Consider the following 13,907-nt stretch of genomic DNA (forward strand, 5'->3'; position numbering starts at 1 on the left):
TAAGTGACGCACTAAACCTTCAAGTACCGCCGTAAGGTTACCAACGACGATACACCAGCCAAAACCACACCCAGCAGAATCAGCCACGGCGCGACCAGGAAAACTTCTCCAGTGGATATGAATGCCGTGTCCTTGTATTCAAGGGCAAGCTTGTCATCGATGAGGAACCTCACCGCCGCCCACAGGACGCCGCAGGCTAGCAGCGCACCGATCAGTGCCGAGATGACGCCCTCCAAGACGAATGGCAATTGGAGCGATGACTTCGACGCGCCGACCAGGCGCATGATGCCTGTTTCGCGGCGGCGCAAATAGGCCGACAAACGAATCGTCGTGCCAACCAACAACACCGCACACAGGATCATGACCCCGGCAATACCGATGGCAACGAAGGAAGCGATGTTGATGATGGAGAAGATCTTTTCGAGCAGCTCCCGCTGGTCAACCACCACGTCGACGCCGTCCATCGACGAGAAGAGTTCCTTGATGATCTGGTATTTTTCCGGATCAACCAGGGAAACCCGGAACGATTCCGGAAGTTGGTCAGCGGTCACGGTTTCACTCATCGAAGAGTTCTCGAACTGTTCCCGGAAATGGGTGAGGGCCTGATCCTTCGATTCATATTCGAAGTTGTCCACGTACGGCTTGACTGCCGCCGAACCGAGCATCGAATCGATTTCGCCACGTTGGTCGGCCGTTACCGCGCCCTCTGCGCAATTGGTGCCTTCGTTGTGTTCACCGCATAGGTAAATGGCTACCTGGACCTTGTCGTACCAGTAGCCCTTCATTTGCGTGATCTGCATCTGCATGAGTGCAGCGGTGCCCACGAACGTCAACGATATGAACGTAACCAAGACGACTGAAACCACCATGGAGAGGTTTCGGCGGAGGCCAGTGCCTACTTCGCCGAGAATAAATCCGAGTTTCATGGCATATCGTCCTCAGTGTCAAACGGCGCGAAGGCCTGGCTACGGTCCGAGGGTTTGTGCCAAGTGCTGTGGTCTGCCTGGCGCAATTCGCGTGTGCCGTCCTGATTGATCACGGGGATCATCGAGGTGTATTCGCCGGCGCTTTCGTCGCGCATGATTTTGCCCAGGGAAAGTTCAACGACGCGCCGACGCATCGAGTTAACGATTCCGTCATCGTGCGTGGCCATGAGGACCGTGGTGCCGTTTTGGTTGATCCGGTCCAAGACGTTCATGATTCCGACGCTCGTGGCCGGGTCAAGGTTGCCGGTCGGCTCGTCGGCGAGCAGGATTTGTGGCTTGTTGGCAATGGCGCGGGCAATGGCCACACGCTGCTGTTCGCCGCCGGAAAGCTCATCCGGTTGGCGCTTTTCCTTGCCTTCCAGCCCCACGAGCTTCAATACCTCCGGGACGTGGTCACGGATTGCGCTTCGGCTCTCCCCCACTACCTGCATGGCAAAGGCAACGTTTTCAAAAACATTCTTCTGCGGCAGCAGGCGGAAATCCTGGAATACGACGCCGATGCCGCGACGCAACTTGGGCACACGCCACGAGGGAATGCGGGCAACGTTTTGCCCTGCAACGTGAACGGATCCTCCGGTGGCGACTATTTCGCGCAAGATCAGCCGGAGGAAGGTGGATTTGCCGGAGCCCGAGGCACCAACAAGAAACGCGAAGTCACCACGGTCAATTTCAATGCTTACGTCGTCGAGGCCAGGGCGCGCGTTTTCCGAGCCAAGGCGTGACTTTTGGTCATAGACCATCGTGACGTTTTCGAATCTAATCATCGCAGCTCTGCCCGCGGGATCGCCGGCGCATGATCCAGGCACGGGACTTTGTTGAAGGAAGTTGCAAAGCCAGCTCTTGCACTCTATCGGGCCGGGTGGCGCGCAGTCGGCACAAAAAGCGGGTGTGTCACGAATCTGTGAGCCAGGTGAACGCCCGCTGCGTGACAGACACCGGGTGCGGGGGCATCGCCCGGCGCGACAATCACCCGTGGGGCAGGACGTCGGGCGGAGCCTCGACCGAACTGTCGATTGGCCTCTGGTTTTTCGGTCCCGGCGATGGTCTTCGGAACTCTTGACTAGGACAGCAGCGGAGCGTCCGTAGCGTCGCGGACCTGTTCCGGCGTGACACCGGGGGCGCACTCAACCAGTCGGAGACCGGCATCTGTGACGTCTATTACTGCAAGATCCGTAATGATGCGCTGCACCACCCCGCGGCCGGTCAAGGGCAAGGTGCACTCGCGGACGATCTTTGCACTGCCGTCCTTGGCGACGTGCTCCATCAGGACGATGACACGCTTGGCTCCGTGGACAAGGTCCATGGCGCCGCCGGGGCCCTTGACCATTTTCCCGGGGATCATCCAATTGGCGAGGTCCCCGCCCTCGGAAACTTGCATCGCGCCGAGGATCGCAGCATCGATCTTGCCGCCGCGTATCATCGCAAAACTCGTGGCGGAATCGAAGTAGCTGGCGCCGGGAAGCACCGTCACGGTTTCCTTCCCCGCGTTGATCAAGTCTGGGTCGACATCCGCCTCGGCGGGATAGGGGCCGACACCAAGGATCCCGTTTTCCGATTGCAGCACCAGCGTACGGTCGGCCGGAACATAGTTTGGTACGAGCGTCGGCAGGCCGATGCCGAGATTTACATAGGCGCCATCGGGCAGTTCCAGTGCGGCCCGGGCCGCCATTTCATTGCGTGACCAAGGCATTGCCTAGCCTTCCTTAACGTGTGAGGTGTCGTTCGATCCAGCTGCGGCCACCTGGACCGTCCGCTTTTCAATGGGCTTTTCAATGTCTGGCCCGACCTCCACCACACGGTGCACGAAGACCCCCGGCAGGTGGATGGCATCGGGGTCAAGCTCGCCGGGCTCTACCAGTTGCTCCACTTCAGCGATGCAGATCTTTCCCGCCATCGCGGCTACCGGGGAGAATTGCCGCGCGGCCTTGTTGAATACCAGGTTTCCGTGGCGATCCCCGTATGCGGCGTGAACCAATGCGTAGTCGGCGACGATGGCTTCCTCCAGCACGAAGGTCCCCAGTTCTCCGCCGGGCGCGAAGTCACGCTGGTCCTTGGGTTGGGAGGCCTGCACGATCTCGCCGTTTTGGCCATATCGCTGTGGCAATCCGCCCTCGGCCACCTGGGTTCCGACGCCGGTGCGCGTGTAGAAGGCAGCAATGCCAGCCCCGCCCGCACGCAGCTTTTCGGCCAGCGTTCCCTGCGGGGTGAGTTCCAGTTCCAATTCGCCGCTGAGGTAGCGGCGCGCAAATTCCTTGTTTTCGCCGACATAGGATGAAGTCATCTTCGATATCCGTCCAGCCCGCAGCAAGATGCCCAGCCCGTGTTCGTCGGTTCCGCAGTTGTTCGAAACCACCTTCAAATCGCCCACTCCGGTCTGCAGCAACGCCTGAATCAGTACGTTGGGGTTGCCCGAAAGCCCAAATCCACCCACCGCGATGGACGCCGACTCGGGAATGTCCGCCACGGCCGCGCTGGCCGATTCATAGGTCTTGTCTAACATTCCTGCACTCCTGGGATTGCGGGTGGATGATGAGGCGAAACCACGGTCTGCCTGCACCAGGCATTTCGCATGGCGGTCTTTCGCCAACGGCCTGCGAGTACCTCGTAGCCACATCGTAGGACGTCCCGGCCAGAAATTCACCCATCGGGACGCAACTGCTCCCCCAATGGGCCACGATTCGGCTGCGCCCGCTGCCCACGGCACGAACGGCTAGCTGGATGATGAGCCGTCGGGTTCAGGAAATGCGGAAGGAGGTCCCGCGGGCACGTGGGGAAACGTGTCTGCGGAACCTCCCTGAGCTGCACTGCGCCCCTACGTCAACACGGGCGCTACGGGCCTGCCAGACCCAAGCTTGCGTGTGCCTAGGACTGTGGACGGCGCTGTGCAGCCCGCCACCGGATCCCGGCATCAATGAAATCGTCAAGTTCGCCGTCGAATACGGCGGAAGTGTTTCCGACCTCGTGTTCGGTGCGCAGGTCCTTGACCATTTGGTAGGGGTTAAGCACGTAGGAGCGCATTTGGTCGCCCCACGAGGCTTTAACGTCGCCTGCCATTTGCTTCTTTTGCGCATCCTGCTCGGCCTTCTTCACCAGGAGCAACCGTGACTGCAGCACGCGCAGTGCGGCAGCACGGTTCTGGATCTGCGACTTTTCGTTCTGCATCGACACCACGATGCCGGTGGGTATGTGGGTCATGCGCACGGCCGAGTCGGTGGTGTTCACGGATTGTCCACCAGGGCCCGAGGAACGATACACATCGACGCGGATCTCGTTTTCCGGGATCTCTATGGAGTCGTTCTGTTCAATCAGCGGAATGACCTCGACAGCGGCAAAGGATGTCTGGCGGCGGCCCTGGTTGTCGAAGGGCGAGATGCGCACCAGTCGGTGGGTACCGGCCTCGACCGACAACGTTCCGAACGCGTAAGGCGCGTTGATTTCGAATGTGGCGGATTTCAGGCCCGCTTCTTCGGCGTAGGACGTGTCCATGACCCGCGTCGGGTAGCCGTGCTTTTCGGCCCACCGCATATACATGCGCATAAGCATTTCGGCGAAGTCCGCGGCATCCACTCCGCCCGCCCCGGCCCGGATCGTGACGACTGCCTCACGTGAATCGAATTCACCGGAAAGCAGGGTCACCACTTCCAGGTTGGCCAATGCCTTGCGCACCGACTTGAGCTCGGTTTCGGCCTCTTGCATGGCATCGGCGTCACCCTCCATTTCGGCGAGCTCGACAAGCACCTCCAAGTCATCGATGCGGGTGCGGATGCTCGTGAGTCGCTCCAGCTCCGATTGGCGGTGAGAGAGCTTGGAAGTGACCACCTGCGCGGCGGCCGGATTGTCCCAAAGATCGGGAACACCGGCTTCCTCGGAGAGCATCGCAATGTCCGCACGGATGCGCGGCACATCGGAGACCTCTTCAATGGAGGCGTAGGTGGAGCGCAGTGATTTGATTTCGGCAGAAAAGTCAGTTGAAGCCATGGTAGTTTCCAGCCTACGACATTTACGGCGCCCGCTTTGCGTCGGCCCACGTTTCTGCCCGACGGATCCACGACCAACGGCTCCCCTGGAACGCCGGACGCCAACCGTCGAGCGCGGATCAACGCGTCGGTCCCCGAATGCAGCTTGGGCCGGTTGCCCACCGGATTTCAGCGCGAGAGCAGCGTGCGGGCAAAGGAATCGACATGGATGGACACCCCGCGCGGAACCACCCAGCCGATGATGGGCGGATGCACCACGGCGCCGAGGCGCACGTGCGCGGTCACCGCATCGGGTTCCACGCCAGCGCTGATGATGTGCAGGTTCGAAAACCCTGCCCCGGCGTTGACGTCCGCGAGGTACTTCTCGGCGGCGTTCCGCACCTCGGAGGGCTGCAATCGGAGCGTAGCGACGCTCTCGCCTCCAGCCGTGAGCTCGAAGTTGTCGGCTGCCGCGGCGACGGCCCCGTCTGCCACCGACAGGAGCTTGTGTGCCTGCACGTTGACCGCCGTGGCAGCCAACACCACGCTGATGGCCAGCATCGCGATGGCGATCATCCCGATGATCAGGATCATTGTCTGCCCCGTTTCCTTGCCTGAAGAGGCAGGGGCGCCGGGCGAGGCACCGGTGGCCGCGGGGCGTGGCAGGTCTCCGCTGCTGCTAACCATATCGATCGACCCGCTGGGTTGCGTTCGAGCCCACGTTTCCGGTGCGCCAGCTCCATCCCTGAGGGAGCAGTGGAAGGACGGTCTCTATGGATACCCGGACCGTCACGGTGCTTCCCGCCGAGAGACAGGTCCCCTGGCAGCTGTAGCTAAAATTCGTGCGTCCGGGCCCGATCTGCATGTTGGCGGCCGCCCGTTGGACGGCGTCTGCGGCCCGGGCCCGGCCCTGTCCCTCGCTTTGTGCCGTCACGAATACCTTGGCGGCGTGGTCCGCCGCTCCGACCGCCGCGTAGCTCGCGGCCTGGACCTGCGCGGCACCCACGACCAGATAGACCAGTGGCACCAGGAGCAGGACCACCAGAAAGATGAATTCGATGATTGAAGACCCGGACTGTGGCCCATGTTGCTCGCGTCCGGCCTGGCGGTTGCCCGGCTTCACGTCGCCCCGCGGCAGACTAGCCATAGCGCACCGATTCCCCGTGCACCACGAACTCCCCGGCGAACGGAATCATGCCAATGAGCGGAATCCCCGCCCGAACTGTAATCCGAACACCGGGGGTTCCACCGACACTGATGGCTGTGGCCTGCACGTTGGAAGCGAAGCGGTCGCTCAGAGCCCCGCGGATGATGTCCTGGGTGCGTCCCACCCCGTCGCCGGGACCGCGGTCTGCCAACGTGCCGTATCGGGCACCTGCGGCCGCGGCGTCCATCAGGGTGTTCCTTACGTGAAGCGCGAGCGTGAGCTGCAGGATCGCCAGGAACACGGCAATGAGCAGCGCGGAGACCATCACGAATTCGGCAACAGCCGACCCTCGCTGGCCATCCCCCGCGCCGTCCCTCGGAGCCACGACGAACCCTGGCATGCCGGTAGTCTCTAGCCCAGGCCCGCAACCCGGTTGATCGCCTGGTTGAACAGCTCCTCCAGCCGGGGTCCGGCGATGGCCAGCAGAGCGGCAACCAGCAGCGCGCTCATCAAAGTGATCATTACCCACCCCGGCACGTCGCCGCGCTCGTTGCGCTTCACGCGTCCGGCCAATGCCGTGGCGCGGGCTCCTGCCCATACGCCCATGCCGAACATCAACAATCCAAACTGCCGTGCGATCCTCATGTTGCTTCTCCTTGCCGGTTTGTTCCCTCGCCGTTCGCCGACGCGAGAGCCTGCTGCTGCATGCCTGAAGTTTGTTCCGGTCCGTGCCTGGTCATGCCCGGCGGCCGGCGGACCCGGACTGACCCTATTCGGGTGCCACTGCGTATGTCGTGGTTTGCGCCTCCCGTTAGTAGTTCATGTCGATCAGCGAGAGCCCCGGGTACACCGCGAAAACGATGGTCAAAGGCAGGATGCCGAAAACTATGGGTACCATCATGCCAATTTCCTTTTTTCCCGCGGTTTCCATCAGCTCCCTCTTGGCTGCATCACGCACATCCTGGGCCTGGGCCCGCATGACCGCGGCGATAGGGGTCCCGCGTTCACTGGAGTGCGTACAATAGGCGCATGAAAGCGAAGTCAGCTATCTCCTATGCCCGCCAATCTAAGCAGCGGGAAGACGAATCTCAAGGTTCGCCCGAGGCCCAGCGGGAGACCTGCGCTGCCCTCATTGCCGCGCGGGGATGGACCCACGCGGGGCACTTCGAAGACTTGGGCGCGTCCGGCTACGACCCCAAAACGGCCCGGCCCGGACTCGACGCCGCACTGGCGGCCATCGCGAACGGGGAGGCCTCGGCCCTTGTGGTCTACCGCCTCGACCGCCTGACCCGTCGCGGCGTGGCAGAGGCGCTCAGGATCGTTGCCGCCCTGCGAGCGCATGGTGCCGCGCTGGTGTCCGTCAACGAACCGTTCCTGGACACCACCACAGCGATTGGAACGGGCATCTTCGGGTTGTTCGCCGCCATGGCCGAGCAGGAATCCGAGAACATCTCCAACCGTTCCAAGTCCGCCAAGGCGGCGCTTCGCGCGGCTGGTTCCCATGCCGGGGGCCGCCCGCCGTTCGGCTTCAACTCCGAGCGCGTGCTGCAAGGCAAGCTGGTGGTAAACCGCCTGGTTCCCAACCCGGCCGAGGCCGGGATTTTGCGCGAGGTGGCCGCCCGCGTGCTGGACGGCGCAACCGTCGTCTCCTTGGCTCGCGAGCTGAACGCCCGGGGCCTGCGCCCGCGCTCCGGCGCGGACTGGCACACGTCTACGCTCACACGCCAGCTCCGCGCGCCGCAGATCGCCGGTTTCATGCCCGCGCACCGCCAAGGCCGGAATGTCGAAGTCCCCCGGGACTCCCGCGGCCGCGTGCTCCTGGAATTGGACGCTAACGGCCAGCCACTCCAGCCGTGGGAGCCCATCATTGCCCCGGCGGACTGGTTCAGGTTGCAAGACGCCCTGGACGCGCGCCCGGCCGTCCGGGGCAAGTCTCGCGGCCCCAGCCTGTTGTCGGGCGGCGGTTTCCTCCGTTGTTCACTGTGCGGCAGCGGCATGGCGGCGTCGGTCCGCGAGGTTTCCAGCGCCTACCGCTGCATGCGGCACCGGACGGGCGGCGCATGCAAGGGCACGAGCGTCTCGCTGCCCCGCGCCGATGAATACGTGGCCCAGGCGGTATTCTCCCGCCTGGCCGCACTTGACCCCTCCGATGCCGACGACGCCGCATTGCTGGCGGTGCTGACCGAGCGATTCGCCGCCCGCAACGCCGACCCGGAGATTCTGGCCGAACGCACCTTGCGGACCGTGGCGATGGATACCGCGAGGCTGGCGCTTGAGCGATTGGACGATGACCGAGCCGCCGGTTTGTTCCCCGGCGAGACCGGCGCGGCCCGCTATGCCCGGCAGGTGCGAAATCTGACTGCTCAATTCGAGACGGCGCAAGCCGCATTGGCTGCGCTTCCCGCAGACGCCCCCCCGCTGATTCCATGGCTGGACATGGCGGCCTACGGCGACACCGGCCCCATTGGACCGGACTCGTCATGGGCCAGTTGGGGCATCCTCGAACAGCGCGAGTTCCTGAAGATGGCGATTGACCATATCGACGTCTTGCCCTCCCCCACAGGCCACGGGGGCGGCAATAAGGAATTTCGCGGGGACCAACGACTCAAAATCCACTGGGCAGGCGAAGATGCGTAGGCGTCTAGACGGTAAGCAACCGTCCCCAGTGAATGACAACAGGCATCACCCCCAACCCGAGATGTTCACCCTCACCTACGCAGCGCCGCACTACAACGCGCCGGACTGGGACGGCATGGCCACCGTCGCCCGCGTATGGGTCCCGGACAACGAAACCGTCGGATGGGTCGTCTGGCAGGACCCCAACCGCCTCGCCTGGCTGCCGCTGCCAGCCCTGTCCCCGCTGGCAGCCGTCGTCGGCGAGCAGGTCCGCGCCGGGCTCGCCGAGGCGGCCGCGTCCGGCGTCGCACCCCTGGGAGCCTGGCACGCCGCGCTGTCGGCCACGCTCCACACGACGCCCGCAACGGACTACCTGCCCGCCCTCGTGGCCGAATACCGCTCGCGTCTCTAGACGGGCGCAGCTCCCTTGGAGCCCCGTTCCCTCCCGCCGGAGAGGAGCGGGGCTCCTTTGTGCCCGGCGACCGCCGCGTACCGGACCGTGTAAACGACTCCACGACGCCCCGGCGTGACGAAAGTGGTGGTTTAGGCCCCTTCTCCTATTCCTTCTTAAAGACACACACTCCTTAAGGGGTAATAGGAAATATGCGTTAAACCACCACTTTCGTCACTCTCCGCCCCCGCGCCCCTGCCGCGGCACAGTGAGCACCGTCCACCCGAAAGTTTTTACCCGGAAAGTGAGCAGCAACGGGCACCCTGGCCCTCTTCCTATGCATAGGGCTGGATGCTGTCCTTCGTCGGCATTCGTCCCTCCTGACCCGCGCTGGGCATGGCGCGGTTCCTCGATTCCGGCTCCGCACGGGCCGGAAGGTATGGGCATCCCTTCGAGGGGATGGGGCAGGCCGCGCGCGTCACAGCACCGTTGACGGCGCGGCCGCCTCGCCCCCGAACGCCCCGCCACGCGCCCCGGTCCGGGGCTCCCCTTTTTTTGCGCTCCAAACGCAAGCTTCGCTTTGAAAGGAGGCAAGCATCGTGCCTCACGAAACCCTCTGTTCCCACTGCCGACGCCCCTTCGAATCCGTCCGGCCACACGCCGCCCACTGTTCCGACAGTTGCCGCGCTATGGCCTCACAGGCCCGCCGGAAGGCGCGCACCACCGCCACGGAGACTCTCCTCCGCCGCATGACCGCCCTCCTCGCCACCGGCGGCGACGAAACCGCGCTAGAGGCCCTGAGGTCGGAAGCCGAGCGGCTTTTGGCCGGTGACGGAAAGTGACGAAAGTGGTGGTTTAGACCCTTTTCCAGATCGGTCTTAAGGGTTTCTCTCTACACAGCTTGCACCTTTTGCACCTTTACACCTTCAATTCGCTGACTTGGCACAATGCGAGAGAGCTAGGTGCAATTCCATGTCGCCGAGGTGCAAATCCCGCCCGCTTCCTCGCCTATTAGCAAGTTGACTGGCAATTCACGCCGGAGGGGCTCCGCCCCGGTTCCTCGGCCGGAGGCCGCCTAACCACCCAAGCCCTTCGGCCATTCCCCTCAAAGTGACCGCCCACCGGGCGGCACGCCCGCCTCCCCCAAGATGAAAGGACCGCCCCGTGCGCTCCCTCCTCGACTGGTCAGCCGACCCCCTGGCCGCCCCCTCGCCCCTGCCCTCACTCAGCGCCCGCCGCCGCACTGGAGCCTGGCCCGTCGGACTGCTTCCCATCCCCGAACTCGCCGCCGACCTCGCCCGGCGCGGCCTGCGCTACCGCCGCGTCCCCGGCTTCACCATCCTCGGCGAATCCGTCGACGCGTACGAAGTCGCCCGGATGGCCTCCGCGACGCTCCAAATCGCCGCCGAGCAGCTCGCGCCCGCACCCCCGCGCTCCCGCGTCCTGCTCGACCACCAGGACCGTCTCGGCGACGAACTGGAGCGCATCCAGCGCGACGCCCACGCCGCCGAGGACGACTACGAAAGCGCCGAAGCCCTCGCCGAGGCGCTCGGCACCGGCCCCGCCGGACTCCTCTACGGCATTCTCACCGCCCTCGCCGCGCCAAACGTCCTGGCCCTTGACAACACGCCAGCCGACGCCCGGCCCACCGACAACGCCGACGCACTGGCCCGCACCGCCCGCGACATCAAGGCATCCGCCGCCGCCCGCTCCGCACTCCTGGCCGCCCTGCGTGCCGTGCTCCCCGCCCCGGAGACCCCCACGGCGGACGAGACAGCCGCCTCGGCGTTCCTGGCGACCCACGACGGCGCGCCATTCCTGCGCCGTCCGGACCTCGCCCGGCTCTACGCCGAGGCAGGCTGCCCCGGCGGCCTCACCGCCTCGGAGCTCCGCAGCCTGGCCGCCGCGCGCTGGGGCGAGCCCCGCCCCTACCAGGGCCACTACCGCTACACGCCCGCCCGCACCGGCGTGTAAACGCCCCGTCCCTCAGACCCCCGGCCGCCACCTCCGGCGTCCGGACACCCCGAAAGGAAAACCCATGTCCGACACCATGCCCATCTACTCCTCGAACACCTCCCGCCCGAAGCTGGTCACCACCGGCAAGGGCGGCGCACAGTTCCTCTTCGAGCACGACGCACCCCAGGAATTCCTCGTTGCCGTCGTCCCCGGCGCTGCCGACGCCCGCGCCGCATGGCAGGCCGAGAACGCGACAGGTGAGGAACTCTGCCGCGAGCGCCGGGCCTCCAGCCGCGCCCTGGTCGACCTGCGCAACTCCCACCCGTTGGCCGCCGACCTGGAAGCCGCCGAACGCGCCCACGACGCCATGGACAAGATGGTCAGCGCCCAGGCCCGCCGAGCCCTCCGCGCCCTGGAAAAGTACGTCGACCTCTTCCACGGCCTCGACGCGCGGGAGGTCCGCCGCCTGGCCGCCGCGTACGCCCTCGAAAAGCACGAGGAGGCAAAGTTGGCCTTCGCCGCCCTGTCCGCCGCCCTGAGAGCCCGTGACGCCGCCTGGCAGGCCGCTGGAAGCCCCGGCACCGCAATCGGCAGCCGCACAGGTTTCTACGGCACGCTCTACACCGCCGACCTGGCGCTGGCGAAGGCGCGCCTCGCCGTCGACCTCTTCGACGCCGACGCCACCGGAAAGGCCGCCGACGGCGAGAACGTCCCCACCGACGCACAGCGACAGGCCGAAGCCGATGCCGCGGCCGCCGAAATTACAACACGCGTCGCCCAGGAAGCCCGCGCCCGCTCCCGGCGCGAAGGCTACTAGGAACACGCCCCACCGAAAGGACACCCGCCCATGAATGACCCGACCTTCGACCTGGTCTCCAGGATCGTCCACGACGTCACCACGGCAACCGACCTGCCCGAGGACTGGCACGACCTCGACACCCCGGCCAAGGCCCGGCTGGAGCGCATGGCCCAGCAGCAGGACACCAGCCCGGCGACAATCTGGGCCGCCGTCCGCGCCCAGCACGAGCAGTCCAAGCGCGCCGCCGACGGCTTCGACCCGGCGGCCATCGCCCGCGCCGCCCGCCGCGGCAACACCTACCGCCCATACGACGCCGACACCGACGCCATCGCCCGGCAGGCCCGCCGCCCAGGCGCTGTCCGGCGGTAACACCCCCACCCCTCGCCGAGTGGCCACGGGTCCCGAACCACGAGCCGACCCCCGGTGGCCCTCGGCACTCCCTTCCTGCCCTTATCTACCCAGAGAAACACCAGTGACCATCAAGCCCATCCCCATCTCGAAGCGCGCGCTGGCCCGCTACATCGGCAGCACGGCGCAGGCCCATCTGCCCCGCCTCCACGACCTCGCCGCCACGCGGCCCAGCAAAGTCCCCGACGTGCTTCGGGCACCATACGACAAGCGCGCCTGGCTGGAGCTGTCCGCCGACCAACGCAGCGAACACGTCACGCGAATGTTCAAGGCCGCGCTCTTCGACCGCGTCGTGGCCGAGCGCGGCGTGGTGATCGACGGTGTCATCCTTGGCGGACCGAACGACGGCAAACCATTCGCGGTCCCTTCCGTCAACCGCCGTCGCTAACGGGGCAACGACCACCGAGCTTTCCCCTCGGCGACCCGCACCCCTGGGGGGCACCTCCCCCCGCCCCCTCCCACCCGGATCGAAGGGGCATAGCAGCGCGCCCCGGCTGCGCAGGCCCTTTCGGATTTCCCCCAGGCCCGTTTAAACCCCTCCCTCACTGAAAGGAACCCCAAACTGACCTACCTACACCCTGCCCCGGCTCCCGCCGCGGACCCGGCCAGCCCCTACGACGGCCTTCCGGCGTCCTGGAGCGACTCCGCCAAGGAAACCTATTGCCAGGTCGAGGCCGAGAACCCCAACATGGACGCCGCAACGGCCGCGACCCTCTACGAATCCTGCCAGCTCCTGGCCATGGCCGACCGCATGGAAGAGCGAGTCAACGCCGACGGCCTCATGATCCCCGGCTCCAACGGCCAAATGGTCCCCCACGGGCTGCTCACCGAGATACGCCTCGCCCGCGTCCAGGCCATGGGCGCACTGAAGGCGTTCGGCGTCGCCCCGGGCCAGAACGGCGCAAGCCGCGCCGGGGCGGCCCTGGCCATGAAGCGGCACCACGGCCGCACCCCCGGCGTCAGGACCGCCGAGTGATCGGCCGCCGGACGCGCCGGGCCACCGCACGGCAAACCGCCCTGGTCATCGTTCCGCGCGACCGCTCCGGTGACCTGCCCGCTTGGTCGCCGCTCCCGCCGCCCGGCGGCTGGACCCCGGCCTCGGCGTTCGACGCCGCCCTGGACTACGCCGACGGATACGCCAGCCACGGTCCGCGCCGCAGCCTGGCCAAGGCCGCCTACTGCGCGATTCTCGCGGCGGTCCCCGGACTGAAGCGCGCCGAGGTCTACGAGCGCCTCGGCGGCATGGACCGCTTCCGCCATGAATTCAACGACAACGACGACAACCGTGCGGCCGCACGATGAACACGGCTGCCGATCCACCGAAAAGGACATTGCCTTGACCGCCACAGTCCACCGCACCGAGAAGTTCGGAACACTCGCCCAGGAAACTGCGGACACCGGCGAGCTCCTGTCCCAGGAGTGCTGCCTCTGCCATGAGGTACGACCAGCGGCTAATTTTCCGCGAAGTCGCACCTCGCGGACAGGCCGCGCCCTCCGCTGCCGACGCTGTCGGCGGGCTGCCCGCGCCACACGAGAGCGCGAAGCGTGGCAACGCGACCACAACAGTTGAACCTTCGCCTCGCGCAATGCGCCTGACAAATCACTAGCGCCCCGCTGCACGCACGAAAGCCCCCTCCGTGGCAATTTT

The 13,907-nt window shown here is 65.6% G+C and carries 17 protein-coding genes and 1 pseudogene; 8 read left to right on the plus strand and 10 right to left on the minus strand.

Annotated features, from left to right (window positions below; all coding sequences use genetic code 11):
- Positions 1–11: 11 nt before the first annotated feature.
- The 10 genes and pseudogenes from ftsX to AC6CHY_RS08405 all read right to left on the minus strand — a co-directional run.
- Positions 12–926, minus strand: a complete 915-nt coding sequence (gene ftsX / locus AC6CHY_RS08360) for a permease-like cell division protein FtsX (RefSeq protein WP_217389927.1) — start codon at positions 924–926, stop codon at positions 12–14.
- Positions 923–1,750: a cell division ATP-binding protein FtsE gene (gene ftsE / locus AC6CHY_RS08365; RefSeq protein WP_217389928.1), complete on the minus strand. Its 828-nt coding sequence runs from the start codon at positions 1,748–1,750 to the stop codon at positions 923–925. Before ftsE ends, ftsX begins: the two co-directional genes overlap by 4 nt.
- A 296-nt stretch (positions 1,751–2,046) precedes the next feature.
- Entirely contained in the window at positions 2,047–2,676 is a 630-nt protein-coding gene (locus AC6CHY_RS08370) for a CoA transferase subunit B (RefSeq protein WP_498226468.1), read from the minus strand.
- A gap of 3 nt (positions 2,677–2,679) precedes the next feature.
- Positions 2,680–3,486, minus strand: a complete 807-nt coding sequence (locus AC6CHY_RS08375; protein ID WP_498226485.1) for a CoA transferase subunit A — start codon at positions 3,484–3,486, stop codon at positions 2,680–2,682.
- Between the two features lie 362 nt (positions 3,487–3,848).
- Complete coding sequence (gene prfB, locus AC6CHY_RS08380) at positions 3,849–4,964, minus strand: peptide chain release factor 2 (protein ID WP_498226469.1); 1,116 nt, start codon at positions 4,962–4,964, stop codon at positions 3,849–3,851.
- 167 nt (positions 4,965–5,131) lie between these two features.
- A complete protein-coding gene (locus AC6CHY_RS08385) occupies positions 5,132–5,536 on the minus strand; it encodes a hypothetical protein (RefSeq protein WP_498226470.1) in 405 nt (134 codons plus the stop codon).
- Positions 5,537–5,621: 85 nt separating this feature from the next.
- Positions 5,622–6,089, minus strand: coding sequence for a hypothetical protein (locus AC6CHY_RS08390; RefSeq protein WP_217389933.1), 468 nt, complete (start codon positions 6,087–6,089; stop codon positions 5,622–5,624).
- Positions 6,082–6,489 (minus strand): TadE family protein, encoded by a 408-nt coding sequence (locus AC6CHY_RS08395; RefSeq protein WP_217389934.1) that lies wholly within the window; start codon positions 6,487–6,489, stop codon positions 6,082–6,084. The genes AC6CHY_RS08390 and AC6CHY_RS08395 overlap by 8 nt, the downstream gene beginning before the upstream one ends.
- 11 nt (positions 6,490–6,500) lie before the next feature.
- Positions 6,501–6,695 carry a hypothetical protein gene (locus tag AC6CHY_RS08400; protein WP_254456278.1) on the minus strand — a complete coding sequence of 65 codons (195 nt, stop codon included), beginning with the start codon at positions 6,693–6,695 and terminating at the stop codon, positions 6,501–6,503.
- Between the two features lie 205 nt (positions 6,696–6,900).
- Positions 6,901–7,095, minus strand: a pseudogene (locus AC6CHY_RS08405) (type II secretion system F family protein); the annotation flags it as partial.
- A 23-nt stretch (positions 7,096–7,118) separates the two neighbouring features.
- On the opposite strand from AC6CHY_RS08405, the gene AC6CHY_RS08410 reads away from it, so the two are divergent.
- From AC6CHY_RS08410 to AC6CHY_RS08445, 8 genes are all read left to right on the plus strand, one after another.
- Positions 7,119–8,726 carry a recombinase family protein gene (locus AC6CHY_RS08410; protein ID WP_498226471.1) on the plus strand — a complete coding sequence of 536 codons (1,608 nt, stop codon included), beginning with the start codon at positions 7,119–7,121 and terminating at the stop codon, positions 8,724–8,726.
- Between the two features lie 61 nt (positions 8,727–8,787).
- Positions 8,788–9,117, plus strand: a complete 330-nt coding sequence (locus AC6CHY_RS08415) for a hypothetical protein (protein ID WP_498226472.1) — start codon at positions 8,788–8,790, stop codon at positions 9,115–9,117.
- 1,143 nt (positions 9,118–10,260) lie between these two features.
- On the plus strand, positions 10,261–11,070 hold the full coding sequence (locus tag AC6CHY_RS08420) for a hypothetical protein (protein ID WP_498226473.1): 810 nt from the start codon (positions 10,261–10,263) through the stop codon (positions 11,068–11,070).
- Between the two features lie 64 nt (positions 11,071–11,134).
- Positions 11,135–11,869, plus strand: a complete 735-nt coding sequence (locus AC6CHY_RS08425) for a hypothetical protein (RefSeq protein WP_498226474.1) — start codon at positions 11,135–11,137, stop codon at positions 11,867–11,869.
- Between the two features lie 30 nt (positions 11,870–11,899).
- Positions 11,900–12,220, plus strand: a complete 321-nt coding sequence (locus AC6CHY_RS08430) for a hypothetical protein (protein WP_498226475.1) — start codon at positions 11,900–11,902, stop codon at positions 12,218–12,220.
- A 103-nt stretch (positions 12,221–12,323) separates the two neighbouring features.
- Positions 12,324–12,647, plus strand: a complete 324-nt coding sequence (locus tag AC6CHY_RS08435) for a hypothetical protein (RefSeq protein ID WP_498226476.1) — start codon at positions 12,324–12,326, stop codon at positions 12,645–12,647.
- A gap of 300 nt (positions 12,648–12,947) precedes the next feature.
- The gene (locus AC6CHY_RS08440) at positions 12,948–13,235 is read left to right on the plus strand and encodes a hypothetical protein (RefSeq protein ID WP_498226477.1); all 288 of its coding nucleotides are present in this window, start codon (positions 12,948–12,950) and stop codon (positions 13,233–13,235) included.
- Positions 13,232–13,561: a hypothetical protein gene (locus tag AC6CHY_RS08445; RefSeq protein WP_498226478.1), complete on the plus strand. Its 330-nt coding sequence runs from the start codon at positions 13,232–13,234 to the stop codon at positions 13,559–13,561. The genes AC6CHY_RS08440 and AC6CHY_RS08445 overlap by 4 nt, the downstream gene beginning before the upstream one ends.
- The last annotated feature ends 346 nt before the right edge of the window (positions 13,562–13,907 follow it).

This window comes from Paeniglutamicibacter sp. GQ140, assembly GCF_059759235.1.

Coding starts and splice junctions, on each gene's coding strand:
- ftsX (WP_217389927.1), bottom strand. CDS start 926: ATGAAACTCGGATTTATTCTCGGCGAAGTAGGCACTGGCCTCCGCCGA.
- ftsE (WP_217389928.1), bottom strand. CDS start 1,750: ATGATTAGATTCGAAAACGTCACGATGGTCTATGACCAAAAGTCACGC.
- AC6CHY_RS08370 (WP_498226468.1), bottom strand. CDS start 2,676: ATGCCTTGGTCACGCAATGAAATGGCGGCCCGGGCCGCACTGGAACTG.
- AC6CHY_RS08375 (WP_498226485.1), bottom strand. CDS start 3,486: ATGTTAGACAAGACCTATGAATCGGCCAGCGCGGCCGTGGCGGACATT.
- prfB (WP_498226469.1), bottom strand. CDS start 4,964: ATGGCTTCAACTGACTTTTCTGCCGAAATCAAATCACTGCGCTCCACC.
- AC6CHY_RS08385 (WP_498226470.1), bottom strand. CDS start 5,536: ATGATCCTGATCATCGGGATGATCGCCATCGCGATGCTGGCCATCAGC.
- AC6CHY_RS08390 (WP_217389933.1), bottom strand. CDS start 6,089: ATGGCTAGTCTGCCGCGGGGCGACGTGAAGCCGGGCAACCGCCAGGCC.
- AC6CHY_RS08395 (WP_217389934.1), bottom strand. CDS start 6,489: ATGCCAGGGTTCGTCGTGGCTCCGAGGGACGGCGCGGGGGATGGCCAG.
- AC6CHY_RS08400 (WP_254456278.1), bottom strand. CDS start 6,695: ATGGGCGTATGGGCAGGAGCCCGCGCCACGGCATTGGCCGGACGCGTG.
- AC6CHY_RS08410 (WP_498226471.1), top strand. CDS start 7,119: ATGAAAGCGAAGTCAGCTATCTCCTATGCCCGCCAATCTAAGCAGCGG.
- AC6CHY_RS08415 (WP_498226472.1), top strand. CDS start 8,788: ATGTTCACCCTCACCTACGCAGCGCCGCACTACAACGCGCCGGACTGG.
- AC6CHY_RS08425 (WP_498226474.1), top strand. CDS start 11,135: ATGTCCGACACCATGCCCATCTACTCCTCGAACACCTCCCGCCCGAAG.
- AC6CHY_RS08430 (WP_498226475.1), top strand. CDS start 11,900: ATGAATGACCCGACCTTCGACCTGGTCTCCAGGATCGTCCACGACGTC.
- AC6CHY_RS08440 (WP_498226477.1), top strand. CDS start 12,948: ATGGACGCCGCAACGGCCGCGACCCTCTACGAATCCTGCCAGCTCCTG.